Source organism: Herbaspirillum sp. GW822-FHT03A08, assembly GCF_058801885.1.
Map to the genome: position 1 here is coordinate 360,531 of NZ_JBXANR010000004.1, position 19,906 is coordinate 380,436.

At 60.6% G+C, this 19,906-nt stretch carries 21 protein-coding genes; 13 read left to right on the top strand and 8 right to left on the bottom strand.

Annotated features, from left to right (window positions below; translation table 11 throughout):
- Positions 1-64: 64 nt before the first annotated feature.
- The gene (locus AC1RN6_RS14855) at positions 65-892 is read right to left on the bottom strand and encodes an SDR family NAD(P)-dependent oxidoreductase (RefSeq protein ID WP_493006209.1); all 828 of its coding nucleotides are present in this window, start codon (positions 890-892) and stop codon (positions 65-67) included.
- A gap of 90 nt (positions 893-982) precedes the next feature.
- Positions 983-2,167 (bottom strand): lipid-transfer protein, encoded by a 1,185-nt coding sequence (locus AC1RN6_RS14860; RefSeq protein ID WP_493006210.1) that lies wholly within the window; start codon positions 2,165-2,167, stop codon positions 983-985.
- 264 nt (positions 2,168-2,431) lie between these two features.
- Between AC1RN6_RS14860 and AC1RN6_RS14865 the strand changes: the two genes are divergently transcribed.
- The 6 genes from AC1RN6_RS14865 to AC1RN6_RS14890 all read left to right on the top strand — a co-directional run bounded on the left by AC1RN6_RS14865 (position 2,432) and on the right by AC1RN6_RS14890 (position 9,059).
- The gene (locus AC1RN6_RS14865) at positions 2,432-3,601 is read left to right on the top strand and encodes an acyl-CoA dehydrogenase family protein (RefSeq protein WP_493006211.1); all 1,170 of its coding nucleotides are present in this window, start codon (positions 2,432-2,434) and stop codon (positions 3,599-3,601) included.
- Positions 3,601-4,260, top strand: coding sequence for a TetR-type transcription factor C-terminal domain-containing protein (locus AC1RN6_RS14870; protein WP_493006212.1), 660 nt, complete (start codon positions 3,601-3,603; stop codon positions 4,258-4,260). Before AC1RN6_RS14865 ends, AC1RN6_RS14870 begins: the two co-directional genes overlap by 1 nt.
- Complete coding sequence (locus tag AC1RN6_RS14875) at positions 4,260-5,600, top strand: phenylacetate--CoA ligase family protein (RefSeq protein ID WP_493006213.1); 1,341 nt, start codon at positions 4,260-4,262, stop codon at positions 5,598-5,600. Before AC1RN6_RS14870 ends, AC1RN6_RS14875 begins: the two co-directional genes overlap by 1 nt.
- A gap of 125 nt (positions 5,601-5,725) precedes the next feature.
- Positions 5,726-6,499 (top strand): enoyl-CoA hydratase/isomerase family protein, encoded by a 774-nt coding sequence (locus AC1RN6_RS14880; RefSeq protein ID WP_493006214.1) that lies wholly within the window; start codon positions 5,726-5,728, stop codon positions 6,497-6,499.
- A 137-nt stretch (positions 6,500-6,636) separates the two neighbouring features.
- Complete coding sequence (locus AC1RN6_RS14885) at positions 6,637-7,725, top strand: ABC transporter substrate-binding protein (protein ID WP_493006215.1); 1,089 nt, start codon at positions 6,637-6,639, stop codon at positions 7,723-7,725.
- Positions 7,726-7,808: 83 nt separating this feature from the next.
- A complete protein-coding gene (locus tag AC1RN6_RS14890; RefSeq protein ID WP_493006216.1) occupies positions 7,809-9,059 on the top strand; it encodes a thiolase family protein in 1,251 nt (416 codons plus the stop codon).
- Positions 9,060-9,081: 22 nt separating this feature from the next.
- Here AC1RN6_RS14890 and AC1RN6_RS14895 read toward each other — a convergent pair whose 3' ends face one another.
- Positions 9,082-9,336, bottom strand: a complete 255-nt coding sequence (locus AC1RN6_RS14895; protein ID WP_493006217.1) for a YkgJ family cysteine cluster protein — start codon at positions 9,334-9,336, stop codon at positions 9,082-9,084.
- A gap of 129 nt (positions 9,337-9,465) precedes the next feature.
- Between AC1RN6_RS14895 and AC1RN6_RS14900 the strand changes: the two genes are divergently transcribed.
- Positions 9,466-10,374, top strand: a complete 909-nt coding sequence (locus AC1RN6_RS14900; protein ID WP_493006218.1) for a LysR family transcriptional regulator — start codon at positions 9,466-9,468, stop codon at positions 10,372-10,374.
- Here the strand turns inward: AC1RN6_RS14900 and AC1RN6_RS14905 are convergent.
- The 3 genes from AC1RN6_RS14905 to AC1RN6_RS14915 form a co-directional block, all read right to left on the bottom strand.
- Complete coding sequence (locus AC1RN6_RS14905; protein ID WP_493006219.1) at positions 10,368-11,195, bottom strand: pirin family protein; 828 nt, start codon at positions 11,193-11,195, stop codon at positions 10,368-10,370. The genes AC1RN6_RS14900 and AC1RN6_RS14905 overlap by 7 nt on opposite strands.
- Positions 11,196-11,421: 226 nt before the next feature.
- On the bottom strand, positions 11,422-11,697 hold the full coding sequence (locus tag AC1RN6_RS14910; protein WP_493006220.1) for a DUF4148 domain-containing protein: 276 nt from the start codon (positions 11,695-11,697) through the stop codon (positions 11,422-11,424).
- A 77-nt stretch (positions 11,698-11,774) separates the two neighbouring features.
- Positions 11,775-12,020 (bottom strand): hypothetical protein, encoded by a 246-nt coding sequence (locus tag AC1RN6_RS14915; RefSeq protein WP_493006221.1) that lies wholly within the window; start codon positions 12,018-12,020, stop codon positions 11,775-11,777.
- A gap of 434 nt (positions 12,021-12,454) precedes the next feature.
- Between AC1RN6_RS14915 and AC1RN6_RS14920 the strand changes: the two genes are divergently transcribed.
- From AC1RN6_RS14920 to AC1RN6_RS14940, 5 genes are all read left to right on the top strand, one after another.
- Positions 12,455-13,672 (top strand): acyl-CoA dehydrogenase family protein, encoded by a 1,218-nt coding sequence (locus AC1RN6_RS14920; RefSeq protein ID WP_493006222.1) that lies wholly within the window; start codon positions 12,455-12,457, stop codon positions 13,670-13,672.
- A gap of 174 nt (positions 13,673-13,846) precedes the next feature.
- Positions 13,847-14,695 carry a MetQ/NlpA family ABC transporter substrate-binding protein gene (locus tag AC1RN6_RS14925; protein ID WP_493006223.1) on the top strand — a complete coding sequence of 283 codons (849 nt, stop codon included), beginning with the start codon at positions 13,847-13,849 and terminating at the stop codon, positions 14,693-14,695.
- Positions 14,696-14,733: 38 nt separating this feature from the next.
- A complete protein-coding gene (locus AC1RN6_RS14930; RefSeq protein ID WP_493006224.1) occupies positions 14,734-15,546 on the top strand; it encodes a MetQ/NlpA family ABC transporter substrate-binding protein in 813 nt (270 codons plus the stop codon).
- Positions 15,547-15,590: 44 nt separating this feature from the next.
- Positions 15,591-16,739, top strand: coding sequence for a methionine ABC transporter ATP-binding protein (locus tag AC1RN6_RS14935; RefSeq protein WP_493006449.1), 1,149 nt, complete (start codon positions 15,591-15,593; stop codon positions 16,737-16,739).
- Complete coding sequence (locus AC1RN6_RS14940; RefSeq protein ID WP_493006225.1) at positions 16,720-17,376, top strand: methionine ABC transporter permease; 657 nt, start codon at positions 16,720-16,722, stop codon at positions 17,374-17,376. Before AC1RN6_RS14935 ends, AC1RN6_RS14940 begins: the two co-directional genes overlap by 20 nt.
- 85 nt (positions 17,377-17,461) lie before the next feature.
- Here the strand turns inward: AC1RN6_RS14940 and AC1RN6_RS14945 are convergent, their stop codons facing one another.
- Both AC1RN6_RS14945 and AC1RN6_RS14950 read right to left on the bottom strand, forming a co-directional pair.
- Positions 17,462-18,823, bottom strand: coding sequence for an LLM class flavin-dependent oxidoreductase (locus tag AC1RN6_RS14945; protein ID WP_493006226.1), 1,362 nt, complete (start codon positions 18,821-18,823; stop codon positions 17,462-17,464).
- Between the two features lie 93 nt (positions 18,824-18,916).
- Positions 18,917-19,270 (bottom strand): DUF3088 domain-containing protein, encoded by a 354-nt coding sequence (locus AC1RN6_RS14950; RefSeq protein WP_493006227.1) that lies wholly within the window; start codon positions 19,268-19,270, stop codon positions 18,917-18,919.
- Between the two features lie 205 nt (positions 19,271-19,475).
- Here AC1RN6_RS14950 and AC1RN6_RS14955 point away from each other — a divergent pair, with 205 nt between their 5' ends.
- On the top strand, positions 19,476-19,853 hold the full coding sequence (locus AC1RN6_RS14955) for a hypothetical protein (RefSeq protein ID WP_493006228.1): 378 nt from the start codon (positions 19,476-19,478) through the stop codon (positions 19,851-19,853).
- Positions 19,854-19,906 lie beyond the last annotated feature (53 nt).

The window sequence follows — 19,906 nt, forward strand, 5'->3', positions numbered from 1 at the left end:
GATTAAGACGCTGGATCCCAGCGTACGCTGGAATGACGGCTTATTTTAGAATTTGAAATTGTTGCTAAGGTCGGCCGCCGCCGCAGATGACGATCTGCCCGCTGATGTAATTCGACTCCGGAATGCAGAACAGATACACCGCCCCCGCCGCTTCCGCCGGCGTGCCGGCGCGCCCCATCGGAATCATCGTTTCCAGATTCTTCATCAGTTGCTGATTGACGCCGACCTTGATCTCCTGCCCCGAGATGTTGATGGTGGCATCGTCGCCCGCAGTCGCCTCCGTCAGGCGTGTTTTGATCAGGCCGAAGGCGACGCTGTTGACGTTGATCCGATAGCGTCCCCATTCTTTCGCCAGCGCCTTGGTGAGGCCGTTGATCGCAGATTTCGCAGCGGAATAATTGGCTTGTCCGGCGTTGCCCATCACGCCCGACACCGATGAAATATTCACTACCTTGCGGAATACTTCCTGGCCTTGCTCAGTCTCTTCCTTCGCGGCGCGGCGAAAGTACTCCGAGGCCGCGCGCAGGATGCGGAACGGCGCCGTCACGTGCACGTCCATGATGGCATCCCACTGCTCGTCGGTCATCTTCTGGATCACGTTGTCCCAGGTGTAGCCGGCGTTGTTGACGATGATGTCGAGGCGGCCGAAGGTGGAGAGCGCGGTGTCGACGAAGCGCGCGGCGAACTCGGGCGCGGTGACGTTGCCGACACAGGCCGTGGCGCGGCCGCCGGCGGCGATGATTTCTTGCGTGACGCTCTCGGCGACGGCTGCATCGAGATCGTTGATGACCAGGGCGGCGCCGTCAGCGGCCAGCTTGAGTGCGATCTCGCGTCCGATGCCGCGTCCCGAACCGCTGACGATGGCGACTTTTCCTTCCAGCTTGCTGCTCATACGGTCTCCTTCAATGAGTCATTGCATGAATCGATGGATGATGAAAGAAGGCGGCTTGCCGTGGAAGCGCCGCTCGATTTTTAGCTTGCTCTATTGTTGCTGGTAGACCGTGACGACGCAGGCGCCGCCCAGGCCGAGATTGTGCTGCAAGCCCCAGCGCGCACCTTCGACCTGCCGCTGCTCGGCTTGTCCGCGCAGTTGCCAGACCAGCTCGGCGCATTGCGCCAGACCGGTGGCGCCGAGCGGATGCCCTTTCGACAGCAAGCCGCCGGACGGATTGGTGACGATCTTGCCGCCGTAGGTGTTGTCGCCGTCGAGGATGAATTTTTCCGCGGTGCCGGGTGGCGTGAGCTTGAGCGCTTCGTAGCTGATCAATTCGTTGGCGGTGAAGCAGTCGTGCAGCTCGACCACATCCATGTCTTCCGGACCGACGCCGGCTTCGGCGTAGACGCGTTCCACCGCCGTCGCCGTCATGTCGTAGCCGACCAGTCTGCGCATGTCTCCGCTATCGAAAGATTCCGGCCGGTCGGTGGTCATCGCCTGTCCGGCGATGGCGACGCTGGCATCGAGCTTGAACCAGCGCGCGAAACGTTTGGAACACAGCACTGCCGCCGCCGCGCCGCAGGTCGGCGGACAACATTGGAAGCGCGTCATCAGGCCGAACACTTGCGGCGACGCCATCACTTCTTCCAGCGTCAGCGGCGCGCGAAAGACGGCGTAGGGATTATGCGCGGCATGACGGCGCGCCTTCACCGCGATGCGTCCGAAGGTTTCCGGCGCGATGCCGTACTGATCGAGATACGCCTGCCCGGCGCCGCCGAAAAATTGCGCGGCGCGTGGTGCGTTATCGTCGAATCCCTGGATGCCTTTCATCACATCGGCGAAGCGTTGCAGCGGCGCAGGCCGATCGGTGTAGACGGTCTTGAGCGCGCCGGGCGACATCTGCTCGACGCCGACAACCAGTGCGCAATCGATGGCGCCGCAGGCGATCGCCTGACGTGCAAGAAAAAGTGCGGTCGATCCTGTCGCGCAATTGTTGTTGACGTTGATGACGGGGATGCCGGTGAGACCGACTTCGTAAAGCATCGCCTGGCCGCAGGTGGAGTCGCCGTAGACGTAACCGGCATAGGCCTGTTCGATGGCTTCGTAGCGTAATCCGGCGTCATGGAGTGCGGCACGGATTGCCGTCGCGCCCATGTCCACATACGACGCACTCGTACCTGGTTTGGCAAAGGGAATCATGCCCACGCCAACGACATAAACCTTCTCGCTCATGACCGTCTCCTTGCCCCGAATCGTTCTCGCTTTGGGCTGCGCCGGCAAGATTGTTAGCTGGCGTGTAAAGTATTGCGAACGCGCGTACTAAATATTGATGAAATCAGTTCTAGTTGGCTAAAGCAAATGTTTCTGCTTGACCAACAAGTAAGCACGTTGGTTGACTCTCTTCATACTACTTAGTATATTAGACCAAAGTCAATATAAGAAAAAGCCGCTCCACAACACACCTGCAGCCGCCCCACACACGGCAATGGAGAGAAGATGGCGATTATTTGGGACCCTCCGCTTACTGAGGAGGCTCGTAACTGGCGAGACATTGCACGCCGGCTTGCGCATGATCAATTGGCGCCGCTCGCGGCCGAGATCGACCGAGATCAGCGCTACCCTCACGAAAACGTTCAGGCATTACACGAGAGCGGCATCGCCGCGATGTTCATTCCAAAAGAATACGGCGGCGGCGGCGGCTCGCTGGTGGCGTTCTGCGCCGTCATCGAAGAACTTGCACGCGCCTGCGCCTCCACCAGCGGCATCGTCGCTACGCTGCAATTGGGCGCGCTGCCGCTGCTGCGCGCCGGCACCGATGAGCAGAAAGATACCTACATCCGTTCCATCGTCGCCAAGCGCGAATCGATTTCCTTCGCCCTGAGCGAACGCGAAGCCGGCTCGGATCCTTCCAACATGCAGACGCTGGCCATTCCGGAAAACGGCGGCTGGCGGCTGCGCGGCGAGAAGCGCTGGATCGGCGGCGGCGGCGAGTGCGCCTACTACGTGGTGTTTGCGCAAACCGAACCGGGCCAGGGACGGCACGGCATCGCCGCCTTCATGGTCTCGGCCAATGCCGACGGCGTCCGTGACGACGCACGTGAAGACAAGATGGGCATGCGCGGCACGGTCAACACCACGGTCGTGCTCGACACCTGGGTGCCGGCCGAAAGCATGATCGCTGCGCCTGGCAAAGCACTCAAGCTCGCGCTGGAAGCATTGAACGTCGGCCGCATCGTCGTAGCGGCGCAATCGAACGGCATCGCCCTGGCGGCATTCACTGCGTCGGCGCGTCGCGCGGCGGTGCGCACGACCTTCGGACAGCATCTGGTCGACCATCAAGGCATAGGTTTCAAACTTTCTGATGTCGCAACTCGGCTATCCGCAGGTAGAATGCTTGCATACGAGACCGCCCGCAGTTTCGATACTGGTCAGGATGTCGCGCTCATCGGCGCCCAAGCAAAGTTGTTCTGCAGCGAGGCTGCCCATGACGCAGTCGATATCGGCGTACAGGTATTTGGGGGGGAAGGTTTCGTGAAGCCTTCGCTCGTCGAGCGTCTTTATCGTGATCAGCGCGCCACCGAAATTTATGAAGGTACTTCGGAGATCCAGAGACTGGTGCTCGCACGAGCGATACATGCCGAGTTTAATAATGAGGAGCAAGCATAATGAAGGTCGACACAGCACGTCCCACATCGACAACAAATGAATTTGCCGGAGACGATACAGATCCGCGCAGCGAGATTCTCGACGCAGCGGCTCTGGCATTCATGACAAAAGGTTATGCCGCTACCAGCATCGACGATGTCGCCGATATTCTCAGCGCCACCAAGGGCAAGATCTACCATCACTACCGCAAGAAAGCCGACCTGTTCTTCGACGTGCACAAGCGCGGCATGGAAATGGACCTGGCCGCCGTGCAGGCCGCCGCATCGCTGTCGCACCAGAAGGCGATCGACAAGCTGCGCGCGATGACGCTGGCGCACATCACCGTGATCATGGATCACCTGCCCTACCAGCGCGTTGCCGTGCAAGGTCTGGAAATGCACCTGGCCGGCGAAACCACCGCCGCCCAGCGCGAAGTCCTGTCTGAAATCCTGGTGCTGCGCGATCAATACGAAAACCTGTTCCGCGACACCATCCGCCTGGTCATGGAAGAAGGCCACGCACCGCAACAGGATCTGCAAATCGTCGTGAAGGCATTCTTCGGCGCGCTCAACTGGACTACCATCTGGTTCCGTCCGCGCACCGATCAGACCGAAGCTGAAAAGCTGAGCGTCGCCGACACTATCGCCACCTTCGCCATTCGCGGGCTCGGAGCGGCGTAATGCGCTCCGGTGCGCTCCTCGCCGCCGCGCCCCTGCATCTCGATCCCGCCGAAAGCTGGGATCGCGCCACGCTGGAATCATTCCAGCTGGCGAAGCTGCGTACGCAACTGGCGCGGCTCGCGCAGGACAGCGCCTACTATGCGCCGCTGTTCAGACGGTTGGGCTGGAACGCCGGCGAACTCGGTTCGCTGGCTGACCTGAGCAAGCTGCCGTTCACGACCAAATCCGACTACGCCAATTCCATCGGTCCCGATGCGCCCTTCGGCCAGTTCATGACTGTGCCGCAGAGCGAAGTACTGCGCATGCATTTTTCATCCGGCACCACCTCGGCGCCGACGCCGCAGTTCTGGACCCAGAACGATCTTGACCGCTGGGCCTGGATGTACGCGCGCCATTCGCACGCGCAAGGCATCGGCCCGGACGACATCGTCCAATGCATGTACAGCTACACCTGGTTCGTCGGCGGCCTTGGCGCCACTGCCGGTTACCAGCGCGTCGGCGCGATGGTGATCCCGGCCGGCAGCCAGGATACCGAGCGCCAGATCAATACCCTGTTCACCTATGGCAGCACCGTGCTGTGCGGTACGCCCTCGTTCATCACCCATCTGGCGGAAGAGGTCCGCAAGCGCGGCCGCGACCCGGCCGCATCGACGGTGCGCACCATCATGATGGGCGGCGAACCCGGCGCCAGTATCCCCGCCACGCGCAAGCGCATTGAAGAACTGTGGGGCGCGCGCGCCTACGATGCCTACGGCTGTCTGGAATTTCAGCCGATTGCCGGAGAATGCGACGCACAGGCCGGCCTGCATCTGGCGGAAGATTTTCTCTACGCCGAAGTGGTCGACGCTGAAACCCGCCAGGCGGTTCCCGATGGCACGCCCGGTGTGCTGGTGGTGACCCATCTCGACAAGCAGGCCGGACCGCTGGTGCGCTGGTGGACCGGCGACATCGTAGTGCGCGACTCCACACCCTGCGCGTGCGGCCGCACGCATGCGCGCCTGCTCGGCGGCGTGCGCGGACGCGCCGACGACATGCTGGTGGTGCGCGGCGTGAACGTCTTCCCTTCTGCCGTGGAAGAACTGGTGCGCAAGTCGCCCGGCCTCGGCGACGAATATCAGCTGGTGATCAACGCTTCCGTCTATGACGCCGGCGGTTTCATGAAATCCATCCATGTGCGCGTGGAGCAGAGCGATGCGTCCGCAGACGCCGCTAGTCTGGCCGCGCAACTGGTGCACGATATCAAAGAAAAGTTGCAAGTCGGCGCCGCCGTGGAAGTGCTGCCTTTCGGCACGCTCGCGCGCAGCACGCACAAGGCAAAACGCGTGGTCAGGGAAAACTGACCGGCGCCCTAGGCATCGGGATACAAGAAGCTGAAAAGCAAGAAGCCGCAAGAAATCAAAGGCTCGTTTCCACGGGTAGCACCGATCAGCGCCAAAGCAGCATCAGGAGATCAGGAGGAGCGGACATGGAAACCATCGTCACCGTCGAGCGTACCGACGCCATCGCCTGGGTCGGCATGAACCAGCCTGAGCGGCGCAATGCCCTGACCCCGGAAATGCGCGATGCGCTGATCGACGTCTTCGAAGGTCTTGCCGAAGACGCCGACTGCCGCGCCGTCATTCTCGGCGGCAGCGATCGCAGCTTCTGCGCCGGCGGCGATCTGTCCAGCCTGCCCTCGGGCGACACGCTCGCCAGCCGCAAGCGCATGGCGCAGGCACACCGCCTGCTGCGCCTGATTACCGAACTCTCCAAACCTGTCATCGCCGCTGTCGACGGCACCGCCTTCGGCGCCGGCATGTCGCTGGCGCTAGCCTGCGACTATGTCCTGTGCAGCGAACGCGCGCGCTTTTGCACTGCTTTCTCCAACGTCGGCCTGATGGCGGACATGGGCCTGCTGTGGTCTTTGCCGCAACGCGTGAGCGCAGGGCAGGTGCGCCGCCTGCTGTTCACCAGCGCAGTGGTCGATGGCGATGAGGCGCTGCGCCTCGGTCTTGCCGACCAGTTGGTTACGTCGGAAGAACTGCATCAGAGTGCGCTCGACATCGCGACGCAATTTGCCGGTGCGCCGCCGCTGTCGGTAGCGCTGACCAAGGCCGCACTGACGCGCATGCCGGCCCCGCTGCAGAATGTAATGGGACTGGAACTCGACGGCCAGTCGCAATTGTTTTCCAGTGCAGACTTCACGGAAGGGCGTTATGCCTTTCTGGAAAAAAGACGGCCGCATTTTCAAGGCCGTTGATTGATCGATTGGTTATTCGCTTCTGTTGCCCGTTCCAGTTGCCCGCTGAAATTACTCGCTTTTCCGGTAAATTCGTACCTGCGAGTATGTATGCAGATCAGTTAGGATTCCGCTCGTCACAACATCGAGGACATGTCATGAAAAGAATATTCACCGCATTCGCAACACCGCTCTGCACCGCCCTCGCCGGTGTTTTCGCCAGCGCTCTGATGACCGCACCGGCCATGGCGCAGGAAAGAGAAAAGGTCACCATCGCGATCGGCACCGATGTGCTGGACGCCTCGCAGGCCAACAATACCTCGATGCCGATTTACACCAAGTGCTGGGAAAACGCGGGCCTCGACGTCACCCTGCAGCCGACCAATTCCACCACGGCCATGCAGGCGGTGCTGACCGGCCAGGCCGACATGGTCAACATGGGCCCTGCCGCGGCGATCATCGCGCGCACCAAGGGTGCACCGTTGAAAGCGGTGTACCTGAACATGCGCCACAACTTCCAGTTCCCGGTGGTGCTCGACTCATCGCCGATCAAGACGCTCGGCGACTTCAAGGGCAAGACGATCGGCGTGATCTCTTACGGCGCGCAGATGGTGCAGATCTTCAAGGGCATGCTCAGTGAAGCCGGCGTCAATCCGGACAAAGACGTCACCTTTGTCGAAACCGGCTCCGGCGCACAAGCCGTGACCGCCTTGTCGCGCGGCCGCGTCGACATCTGGGGCACCTGGGATTCGCAGATCGCCACGGCGGAAAACATGGGGCTGAAACTGCGCCGCTTCTCCTCGCCGTTTGCCGACAAGCTCAACTTCGGCGGATCGTATTTCGTGCGCGACGACATGATCACCAAGCGTCCCAAGACCATCGAAAAAGTCTTGCGCTGTGTCGCCATGGGTTCAGTCAGCGTGCTGGCCAATCCGCAGGGTGCGCTGAAGGCGCACTGGAAGATTTTCCCTCTGACCAAGCCGTCCAGCGTGGATGAAGCCACCGCCGTCAAGCAGGGCCTGCACCTGATCCAGACGCGCGCCGAATTCCTCAAGCTGGAGCCCGGCGTCAAATGGGGTGAAATCCCGATCAGCGCCGTGGCCAACATGGTCGCCTTCATGAAAGCCAATAACGTCATCCAGACCAGCCCCAAACTGGAAGACCTGTACACCAACCAGTTCATCGCCAGCATCAACAACTTCGACAACGCCAAGGTAGTGGCTGCGGCCAAGGCACTGCCGCAATAAACCGCCGTACCCGTTCGCCATCCTCGCTGCCGGTCGCCCTCCGGCCGGCAGCATCCCTTCCCTCTTTACCTGCAGGTCGCCTCATGACAAAACCCGTCTATGTCGCCGGCATTGGTATGACGCCGCTGGGCAAACATCTCGACAAATCCGTCAAGCAATTGAGCGCCGCCGCTGTCGAGCTGGCATTGCAGGACGCCGGCATCGGCAAGGATGCCATCGAAGCGGCGTGGTTCTGCAATACGCGCCAGGGTGCGCTGGAGGGACAGCACGGCGTGCGTGGCCAGGCGTCGCTGCGGGCGATGGGTTTCGAGGGCATCCCGATCTTCAACACCGACAATGCCTGCGCCAGTTCCAGCTCGGGACTGATGCAAGCCTATGCCGCAGTGCGTGCCGGCCTGTATGAGGTCGCGCTGGTGGTCGGCACCGAAAAGATGAACTACCCGCACAAGCGCCAGGAGATGTTCGAAGCCTTCAAAGGCAGTTGGGACCGCGATCTCGCCGACCGCCACATGCAGCAACTGCTGGCCATGGGCGCCGGACTTGAACTTCCGCCGGAAGCCGCTGAAGCCAACAACGCCGCCGAGCGCAGCGTGTTCATGGATATCTACGCAGCGCAGGCGCATTTCCACATGAAGACCTTCGGCACCACGCAGCGCCAGATTGCCGCCGTCGCGGCGAAGAATCACTGGCATTCGCAATTCAATCCGCTGGCGCAATACCGCACGCCGATGAGCATCGAAGAGGTGCTGGCCGACAAGATGATTGCATGGCCGATCACGCGCGCCATGTGCGCGCCGATGAGCGACGGTTCCTGTGCGCTGGTGGTGATGTCGGAGTGGGCGGTGCAGAAACTCGGCAATGCGTCGCGCGCCGTCAAGATCCGCGGCATCGCCGTCGGCAGCGGCACCGAGCGCACGCCCGAGCAATACGACCGCCATCTGACCCGCCTCACTGCGCTCAAGGCCTACGACATGGCCGGCGTCGGTCCGCAGGATATTTCCGTCGCCGAATTACATGACGCTTCCGCCATCGCGGAAATCCTGCACGCCGAAAACGTCGGCTTCTGCGCTTACGGCGACGGCGGTCCGCTGGCAGAAAGCGGCGACACCAGACTGGGCGGACGCTTGCCGATCAACGTCTCCGGCGGCCTGCTTTCCAAAGGCCATCCGATCGGCGCCACCGGCGCCATCCAGATCCATGAACTGGTCACGCAGCTGCGCGGCGAAGCCGGACCGAGACAAGTGAATGGCGCCAGAATGGGACTGGCGGAAAACGGCGGGGGATTTTACGGATTGGAAGAAGCGGCTTGCGTGGTGACGATACTGGAAAAATGAAACGCATGGATCTCCGGAAACATCACGGCGCAGTAAGCTGCTCCAGCTTCGTCAGATAGAACATCCCCGCTTCGCGGCTGTCGCCGCACATCTCCGCCGACGCCTGCAATCCCGAGCAGCACGCCGGCCGCTCCGGCTTGCCAAAAATCGCGCAGCGCAAATCCTCCATTAACTGCACGCAGGGCACACCCGCCGGCTTGCCATTGGGCATACCGGGGATCGGGCTGGAGATGGATGGCGCCGTACAGCAGGCGCCGCATTGAGGACGGCAGTTCATTTTTCAGGCTCACATTCAAGGGGCGTATTCTACCGCCTCGACGCCAAACCAAGCATACAGTGGCTTTTCAGCCGATAATTGCCATGCGGCGACGTTCTTGCCGCGTACAAAAATAAACAGGGAAGGCGCATGACGCAAGATCTGAACGACCTCTATTACTTCGCCGTCGTCGTGGAGCATCGCGGCTTCGCCGCTGCCGGCCGCGCATTGGGCATTCCCAAATCAAAGCTGAGCCGGCGCATTGCACAGCTGGAAGAACGTCTTGGCACGCGTCTGATTCAACGCTCAACACGCAGCCTGTCGGTAACAGAACTCGGGCAGAGCTACTACGACCATTGCAAGGCAATGCTGGTGGAAGCCGAAGCGGCGCAGGAAGCGATTGAACGCAATCGTGCAGAACCGCAAGGCACGGTGCGTCTGACCTGTCCGGTGGCGTTGCTGCATGGGCGTGTCGGCGTGATGCTGGCGGATTTTCTGATGGAGCATCCGCGCGTGACCTTGCAGGTGGAGTCGACCAACCGGCGCGTCGACGTCATCAACGAAGGCGTCGATGTCGCCTTGCGCGTGCGTCTGCCGCCGCTGCAAGACAGTGATCTGGTGCTGAAGACCTTCGGTGTGCGCCACTGGTGCCTGACCGCGAGTCCGGCGCTGCTGGAGAAATGCCGGGTACCGGAAGTGCCGGCCGACCTGCATCGATTCCCCAGCCTGAGCATGACGATACCGGCGGAAGATCACGTCTGGTACCTGGAAAATAGCGATGGCGAAACGGCCTCCATCCGCTACAACCCGCGCATGATGACGGACGATACCACCGCACTGAAACGCGCGGCGGTGGCCGGCGCCGGCATTGTGTTCCTGCCGACGATGGTAGTGATCGATGAATTGAGAAACGGTACTTTGGTCAAGGTCTTGCCGGAATGGGCCCCGAAATCCGGCATCATCCATGCCGTATATTCATCGCGCCGCTTTTTGCTGCCGTCGGTGCGGCAACTGATCGATTTTCTGGCGAAGCGATTTGAAGAGCTGGAAGATTATTGAGCCGGAACGAAGCCTGTTGCCATCGAAGACATCGCCGGCAGATTGATCGGGGCGCCGCTCAGCAGCAGCGCCGTGGTATTGGCCTGGGTTTCCAGGAATACGCCTTCCCCCTGCGCATCCAGCATCACCACTTCACCGCTGCGCGCGGCCTGATCGCCGTTGATGGTGACCGAGCCGTTCAGGATCGCCAGCAACAAGGTACGGCCTTCTACGGTTTTCAATTCACTGGCGCAACGCGATTTCAGTTGCAACTCCCACACGTCGAACGATGATGACGTCGGCATGGCGCCGCGGTGGTTTGCGCAATTGCCGGCGATGACACGGATGCGTCCGCCGTCATCGGGCAAGGCCAGCGTCGGGATGGTGCGGCCGTCGACAATTTTCTCGGCCGGCGTCTGATGCGGGCATGTTGACAGCGGCATCGGCAGATCAATCCAGAGTTGCAGCATCTCAATCACGTCGCCGCGTCGCGTGCCGGCCGGCGTGTATCGGCCCGGCGTCAGGCCGTCGGCAACGGTAACCCACTGCACGTCGCCGGCGCCGATGGTTTCGGACTTGCCTGCGGCATTCGTGTATTCCAGCTGGCCCTGATAGACCAAGGTCAGCAACTTGCAGTTGTTGTAGGCATGCGGCCGCGCGGCGACAGCGTTCTCCACAGCCGGCGCAGGTATCGGCACAGGTGTCGGCGCCACGTGATCGAGCGACAAAAACGGACTGACGTGCCGGCCCAGCGTGCGCTGCGAAAAGAGCGTGCGCGCCAGCAAGCCTTCACCGACGCGATGCTGTCTGGTGCCGCTGTAGATACCGAGAATTTTTTTCATGATTCGCCCTCCTGCCATTGCGCCCTTGCCTGTTCATGACGAAGGCACGTCAAGAGTAGAACGACCGTGGAATAAAAAGAGAAGTAAAACCGGTGCTGAAGACATCCGCTTGCAAGATCAGCGCGCGGGGGACGACTGATCTTGCAAGGGTGTAAAACGATGTCTCGAAAGAGACTGGCGAAGATGGCGGAAACGGTTGGCAGAACACATGTCCGTCATGCAGAACTCAGGCGCCACTATCCAGCGACTGACCGCGGTCGGCTTGCTTCAGCTGATCTTTCACGGCCTGACGGGTCAGCGTCGATTTTGATTGCACTTCAACCGGGTACATGTCGTTGCTGATGATTTCGCCGTTGGCGCGTGCTTGCTTCAGTTCTGCGATCACTTGCGCACGTGTCTTGTGCGAGACGATTTGTGTTTCTGGCGGGTAGGCTTCTTCAGCCATGGCGCTGCCGATGACGGAGAGGAAAAGCAAACCTGTGGCGATTTTCTTAATGTTCATGATAGTTCCTTAGTAGTCGATGGTATCGATGGTGGAAGGTCGGTAGACCTTGTTTGCTGCTTTGTACGGGCGTCGGATTAACGCAGATACAGAGTTTCTTCGTAGCTCAGCGGTTCGCGGTTGGCGACTTTTTGCTGAATTTCCTGACGCTTGATAGCGGACTTCGATTGGTGCTTGACGACTTGCTGCGCGTTGGCTTGAGCGCCCTTGCCGGCGTCGGCTGGTGCGTTTGCTGCATAAGTGCTGCCTGCTGCTGCGATCAGCAGAACAGCGGCGGCGAGTTGTTTGACGTTCAGGTCAAACCGGGCGGTAGTGGTGCGCATGATGGCTCTCCAAAAATTAACTTATTCACAATAAATTGGCTTGCGGCAAGTTGCCTGCAACGCCGGCGGTAAGGCGGTAATACGGGACTGATACAAAACAGTTGCGTTCGCTTTGGTGTTTTGCAAGTGCGACTGCTTGAGACGAAGTGTAGGTTTTGATGGGAATCGTGACTAGGAGGCAAAATTCGGATGGATTGTTCTATTCATGGAACGATAAGATTGCTTGAATCCGTTTATTGCATCCCCAGCGCTCCCCTCCCTCCGGCCTGTCGACGTTCTCCGGCGGTCATATCGATATCTGTTTATCTTCGTTATCAAGCGTGTTTTGCTGCCAGATAATCGGTCGCTTGGCGGTGCGATCCGAGTTCCGGCTGACGGGCCCGGGTGTACTGCGACCTCGACGACAGCAATCCATACCCGCAAAAAAGGCAACCATGACTCAAGCATCCGGCCCGACCACCTCCGACGCATTGTTCGCTCGCTTCCAGGACATCTTCGCGCGCATCGCCCAAGGCAGCATCGATCGCGAAAACGATCGCGAGCTGCCGTATGAAGCGGTGCAATGGCTCAAGGACAGCGGCTTCACCTCTTTGCGCGTACCGGTCGAACAAGGCGGCAGCGGCGTCACCTTGCCGCAATTTTTCAGCCTGCTGATCCGTCTGGCGGAAGCTGAATCAAACCTGCCGCAAATCCTGCGTGTCAACGCCGGCTATACCGAACTGCTGCTGGAGCGCAAAGACGACGAAGACACGCGCCATTGGCTGAGCGTGATCGGCAAAGGAGAAACCTTCGGCGCAGCGGCGTCCGAGCGCACCAGCTCGACCAGCAACTCGGTCACGGTCACGCCCGATCCGGACAAGCGCCCAGGCCACTTCCTGTTGAACGGCGAAAAATACTATTCGACCGGTACGCTGTATGCAGACTGGATTCTGGTGCGTGCGCACGACGACGAGTCGGATCTCAACGTGCTGATCAAGAGCGACACGCCGGGCGTCACGCGCGTCGATGACTGGGACGGTTTCGGCCAGCGTCTGACCGGCAGCGGCACTACGCGTTTTGACAAGGTGCTGATCACGCAGCAGCAGATCCTTGATCGTTATCATGTGTCGCAGCCGCGCCGCAACACCATCATCACGGCCTTTTATCAGACCGTGCATCTGGCGACGCTGGCCGGTATCGCGCGCGCTGTGCAACGCGATGCCGTCGCCTTCACACAGGCGCGCACACGTACCTTCGGCGTGCCGGGACAATCCAGTCCGCGCGAAAATCCGCTGGTGCATCGCGTGGTGGGACGACTCGCCAGCCTGGCATGGTCAGCCGAGCAACTGGTCAACGCCATCGCCACCGCCATCGAAAACGTCCATCAGGCACGCAAGGCAGGCACCGCCAAGCCGGAAGACTACATCGCGCTCGACGTGCAAACTTTCCAGGCGCAGCAGGTCATCATCGGTCAGGTACTGGAAGCCAGCACACTGCTGTTTGAAGTCGGCGGCGCCTCCGCCACCAGCGACAAACGCCGCCTCGATCGCCACTGGCGCAATGCGCGCACACTGGCTTCGCACAATCCGGCGACGCAGCGTGAAGCCGCGATCGGCGACTATCACCTCAACGATAATCCGCCCAATGAACGCTTCGGTTTTTCGTATGCATAGACAATCTCTCCCGGCGTTCTGCTGAAAAAATCCGCATAAGGACAGACGAATTCATTCGTTTGTCTAGCCCGCAGTCCTCTCTACACTTGATCGTTCATCCTGCCCGGCAGTGCATTACAGCACTGTCGGGCAAGCATTTGCACATCAATCCAACAAGAGAAAACGACGCCGAACATGCAAGCCAAGTTTTACAAACCACTGATGACGCTGGCGCGGAGTCTGTTCGCCGCAACCTTCGCATTGACCTTCGCCGTGGTGTCGCTGCACGCCTCCGCCGCACCGCAAAAGCCCGAACTGCGTGTGGGCTTCGTCCCCGGTCCGTATATCGACGAATTCAAGATCGGCGTCCAGCCGGAGCTGGAGAAGAAAGGCTACAAGATCAAGTACTACGAATTCAGCACCGGCCTGGAAGCCAACAGCGCCGTGTTCAAAGGCGACATCGATGCCAACGTGATGCAGCACTCGGTGTTTCTGAAATCGTATAACGACCGCAATAAAACCGACCTGGTCGGCATCGTGCAAGTCCCGACGCCGCCGATGGGCCTGTACTCGAAGAAGCATCGCAGCCTCGATGGCCTGAAGAAGGGCTTCACCGTCGCCGTCCCGAATGACCCCGTCAATCTGCAACGCGCACTGTGGATTCTGCAGCGCCTGGGCTGGATCAGGATCAAGGAGAACGCCAATCCGGTCGACGTCACCGAGCTCGACGTGATCGAGAACAAGGTCGGCCTCAAGCTGGTATTGCTGGAAAACGCGCAAGGTCCGCGCGCACTGGATGATGCCGACTTCGCAGCGATCCAGGGCAATTTCGCCATCTTCGCCAAGCTGAAGTTGTCCGAAGCCTTCCTCCTCGAAGACATGACGCCGGCCTACATCAACGTTCTGGCGGTGAAAAAGACGCGCCAGTCGGACCAGTACGCGCGCGACATCGTCGAAGCCTATCGCTCCGACACGTTCCAGAATGCGATCCGGGCCGACCGCTTCTATGACGGCTTCCGCCTGCCCGACTATTTCAAAAAATAAACTCCCCTCCCTCCAGAACAAACATCAAAGGAACGAGCATGAATCAACGTTATCGACTTCGCCTGCAAGCGGCAGTGGCGGCAGTCCTGATCTCCACCTTCGGCCTTGCCCATAGTGCAGACAAAGTGTTGCGTGTCGGCGTGCGCGGCGGCGTCGACGAACAGATCTGGGAAGTCGTCACCAAAGTGGCGAAGAAGAACGGCCTGAACGTGGAGCCGGTCGTCATCTCCGGCGCGGCCAGCCCGAACGAGGCGCTCAACAACGGTGATCTGGAAGCCAACTCGTTCCAGCACATTCCTTTCTTGCGCGACCAGATCAAGCAGCGCGGCTACAAGCTGAGCATCGTCGGCAACACCATCATTTCGCCGATTGCTTTCTATTCCAAGAAATACAAGACACTCAAGGATTTGCCGGATGGCGCCAAGATCGCCATCCCCAACGATCCAAGCAACCAGACGCGCGCACTGGTGATCCTGCGAGACGCCGGCTTCATCACCTTGCGAGAGGGTTTCGACCCATTCACCGGCACCGCCTCATTGGCGGATATCACTTCCTACAAGAAGAAGATCACTCTCATCGAAAGCGCTTCAGTGGTACTGGCGCGCGCACTGGAAGACGTTGACGCCGCCGCCATCATCAACACCTTCGCCTATCAGGTCGGACTGATCGCGACGCGCGACGGCATCGCCGTGGAGAAGCGCGAACACAATCCTTACGTCAACGTCATCGTGGTGCGCGATCAGGACAAGAATGCAGCGTGGGTGGCGCCGCTGGTGAAGTCGTACCAGTCGGAAGAAGTACGCCAGTTCATCCAGAAACAGTTCGGCGGCTCGGTGCTGCCCGTATTTTGAGCATCGCTTTGAATATCGCCGCACTGACCGGCGTGGAGGCCCGCCTGTCCACGCCGCCTGCCAACCCGCCTTCGGATAAGCCTGCCGCCAGAACGTACGCCGCGCCTGCGGCAGACGATCAGCCGCATCTGGTGTTCGACAACATCTCGCGCCAATATCCTTCGCCGGCAGGCACCATCCACGCGCTGCGCGATGTGTCTTTTACCGTCAGCCGCGGTGAAATTTTTGGCATCATCGGCCGCAGCGGCGCCGGCAAGTCGACTTTGCTGCGTACGATCAATGCACTTGAGACTCCCGATACCGGAGTGGTCGCGATCAACGGGCTCAAGGTCGGTAGTCTCGATGAAGATGCCCTGGTCAAACTGCGCCGCCGGATCGGCATGATCTTCCAGCATTTCAACCTGCTCTCGGCCAAGACCGTGCGCGACAATGTCGGCCTGCCCTTGCGCGTGGCCGGTGTCGCGCCGGAGCAGATCCGTGCGCGCGTCGATGCTCTGCTGGATCTGGTCGGTCTGCGCGACAAGGCGGATGTCTATCCATCCAAACTCTCGGGCGGTCAGAAACAACGCGTCGGCATCGCCCGCGCGCTGGTGCACGAACCGGAAATTTTGCTGTGCGACGAAGCCACCTCAGCGCTCGACCCGGAGTCGACGCAGTCCATTCTGACGCTGCTGCGCGACATCAGCAGCAAGATGGGCCTGACCGTCGTCCTGATCACGCACGACATGGCCGTCATCCGTGAAATCTGTGATCGCGTGCTGGTTCTCAATCATGGGCAAGTGGTTGAACAGGGCGAAGTGTGGCGCGTCTTTGGCGATCCGCAGGCGGAGGCGACACGCGCTTTACTGCGACCGTTGCAACACGGACTGCCCGCCGATCTGGCCCTGCAACTGACCGACAATCTCGACAACCGGGCCGGTGATGTGCTGCTCAGTTTGCGCTTCAACGGCGCTGCGCATCCGCAGGGCGTCAGCCTGCAACAGCTGGCGCTGCTTGGTCCTGATGCGACACTGATTCACGGCGGACTCGACCGCATTCGCGGCCATGCGCAAGGCAGTCTGCTGGTTTCTCTGCCAGTCGCCTCGTGGGAAGCGATCAAGAAACGCGGCAGCGGTGGCTTAGGCAACAACAGTGACCGCTTCCACGGCGCAGACTTTATTGAGGTTCTCGGCTATGTCCCTGCCCGCACTTAACAAATACGTCCAGGCTTTCTTCGAAACGCTGCTGATGGTCGGCACGTCGGCGCTTATTGCCATCAGTCTCGGCCTGTTGCTGGCGGTCGTACTGACGATCACGGCGAGAAACAGCCTGTATCCGAAACCGCGCTTTCATCGCGGTCTGTCGGCGACGGTGAATGTATTTCGCGCAGTGCCTTTCATCATCATGCTGGTGGCACTGCTGCCGGTCACACGCTTTCTGGTCGGCACCACGCTGGGTACCTGGGCTGCGGTGGTGCCGTTGACGGTGAACCTGATTCCGTTCTACGCGCGCATTGCCCAGGTCAGTCTCAATGAAGTCGATCCCGGCCTGGTGGAAGCGGCGCGTGCAATGGGTTGCCGCCGCTGGCATATCGTGCGGCACGTGCTGTTGCCGGAAGCGCTGCCGGGTATCGTCGGCGGCATGACCGTGAGTGTGATTGCGATGATCAATGCTTCCGCCATGGCGGGCGCAGTGGGCGCCGGCGGACTTGGCGATCTGGCGATCCGTTACGGTTATGAACGCTACGAGACGCGGGTGATGTTTGAAGTGATCGTGATCCTGATTGCGCTGGTATCCATCATCCAGTTGTTCGGCGAAAAACTGTCGCGCCGGCTCGATCACAAACATTGAAATCCTGAAGCTGATTGGAGTTGCCCGATACGTCGGGTAACTCCAATCGGGCAACTCCCCGCCCTCTTCCTCGCCCAGTTTCTGCTCAGGCTGCTGCGGCAATTCCTTTGCGTCCCGCCGGCCGCGCCAATCCCAGATGTTCACGCAAGGTCGTGCCTTCATACTCGCGGCGGAAGATGCCGCGCTGCTGGAGAATAGGCACCACGCCGTCGGTAAAGTCCTGCAAGCCGCTCGGCAACGCGTCGGGCATCAGGTTGAAGCCATCGGCAGCGCCGGCCTTGAACCAGTGTTCGATGTCGTCGGCGATCTGTTCCGGCGTGCCGACCACGACCCGGTGACCGCCACCGCCGGCCAACGCGTACACCAGTTGGCGCGCGGTGTAGCCATGCAGACGCGCTTGCGCCAGCGTGGCGTTGAAGAAGGTGTGATTGCCGTTGCCCTTGTTGGGCAAACCGATGTCGTCGGGCAGACGCTCATCCAGCTTGATGCGATCGGGCGCGACGCCGAGGATGCCGGCGAGGCGATTGATGTTGTAGCTCCAGGGAATCATGTCGATCAATTCGTCGCGGCGGCGAATGGCATCCGCTTCCGTGGCGCCGATGATGGTGGTCAGCCCGGCGAGGATCTTGACGGCGTGCGGCCCGCGTCCATAGGCTGCGGCGCGCGCATTGAGTTCACGTCCGTAGGCCAGCGACTCTTCCAGGGATTGTGATGCCGAGAACACCGCCTCGGCATGCCGCGCAGCGAGGTCGCGGCCATCCGCCGAACCGCCGGCCTGCACCAGCACCGGATGTCCTTGCGGCGTGCGCGGCAGATTCAGCGGACCTTGCACCGAAAAATGGGTGCCGTGGTGAGCAATCGGCTGAACCTTGTCGGTATCGATGAAGCGGCCGCTGACTTTGTCGCCGATGAGCGCATCGTCTTCCCAGCTGTCCCAGAGTGCTTTGACGACGTCGGTGAATTCCGCCGCGCGCGCATAGCGGCCGGCATGGTCGGGGACGGCATCGCGGCCGAAATTGCGGGCCGAGCCGAGATCCGCCGTGGTGACTACATTCCAGCCTGCCCGGCCTTTGCTCACGTGATCTAGCGTGGCAAAGCGCCGCGCGATGTTGTACGGCTCGTTGTAACTGGTCGAGGCGGTGCCAATGATACCGATGTGGGTGGTTGCAGCCGCGACGCACGCGAGCAGTATCGTCGGCTCCAGCGCGGTGATCGGACGAAAGTCGATCTGCTCGACGATGGACGCGTTGTCAGCCAGGAAGACGGCGTCGAACTTCGCCGCCTCTGCAATCTGCGCGACGCGCACGTAATGGCCGACGTCGATGAAAGCGTGCGGATCGGCGTCCGGCAAGCGCCATGCGGAAGGCACGAAACCGGAATGCAGGACATTGATGTTCAGATGCAATTGACGCGGCGGTACAGCAGCATTGCTGGTGGTCTCGCTCATGGAGCAATCTCCTTGGAGGGAAGCACGAAAGGAAGCACGAAAGATGCACGAGGGGAGCTGGAGCGGAAGCACCAGCGCCGCGCGCAGTATCGTTCAATGCGTTTTGAAAAATCCGTGGCGCTCGGCCAGCAGATCGAGGATGCGGCGGGTGTCGGTGACGAAGTGTTTGCTGCCCAGTTGCTGCACATGCTGCAGATCGGCGGGAACCGGATGTTCATCGCCGAGGATCAGCACCGGCAAACTCTGGTGGTCCGCATCGAGCGCGGCCACCACGGCCTGGCGCGGCTTGGCGAAAGGCAGGCGACGGATCTCCAGCTTTACGGCGTGCTCCGGATCGCCTGCCAGCAAGCCTTCTATCGGCGCGCCATCGGGACAGATGAAACGCTCTCCCGGGTATTTCGGATCGGTGAATCCAGGTTCCAGCAACAGCAGCAAATCTCGGCTCATGACACGGCACTCTCAGGTAAAAATGAATCTGTTGATTCTCTTGCGCCGGGCGAGCAGCCGCCACGAATATATCTGCATATTCATATATGAAGCGAGCCGTGAGGGGTGTGCGTGCCGGACCCCGTGCGAGCTACCGGGCGGCAGATAGCGCCGGGCATGTCGCCTCGTATTGCGTCGACGAGGGAGTTTGGAATATACTGTTTTTATGTACAGTATAATTCGACAATTCAGGAGTGAAGGGATACGCCGCACCGAGGCGGAGATTGCTGCCGACACCGGATTCGCCGGCTTCGTCGGCATGAGTCTCGCCGGGACGACGCGTCAGATGACGCTGTCCGCGCAAAAGAGCGGCGAAGGCACGACGGTATTATTGTTGCCGCCCCTGTATGAACCGCAGTTGCTGAGCATGCATGCCGACGGCATGATCGTGCGCGGCTGGCAGCGTTTGTCCGGCAGCAAGACGACACCGGGGCCGACGTACTTGCAGGAGTGGTTGCTGACCTTCGTCGGTCAGCAGTCGGGACGCCAGCACGAGATGCGTCCGTTGCAGGCGTCGCCGCTGCAGCTGACAGAGGGAGACTGATAGCGGGCGACTGAAACCGGCACCCTGCCGTAGAAATGTCTCCCGATCGCGGA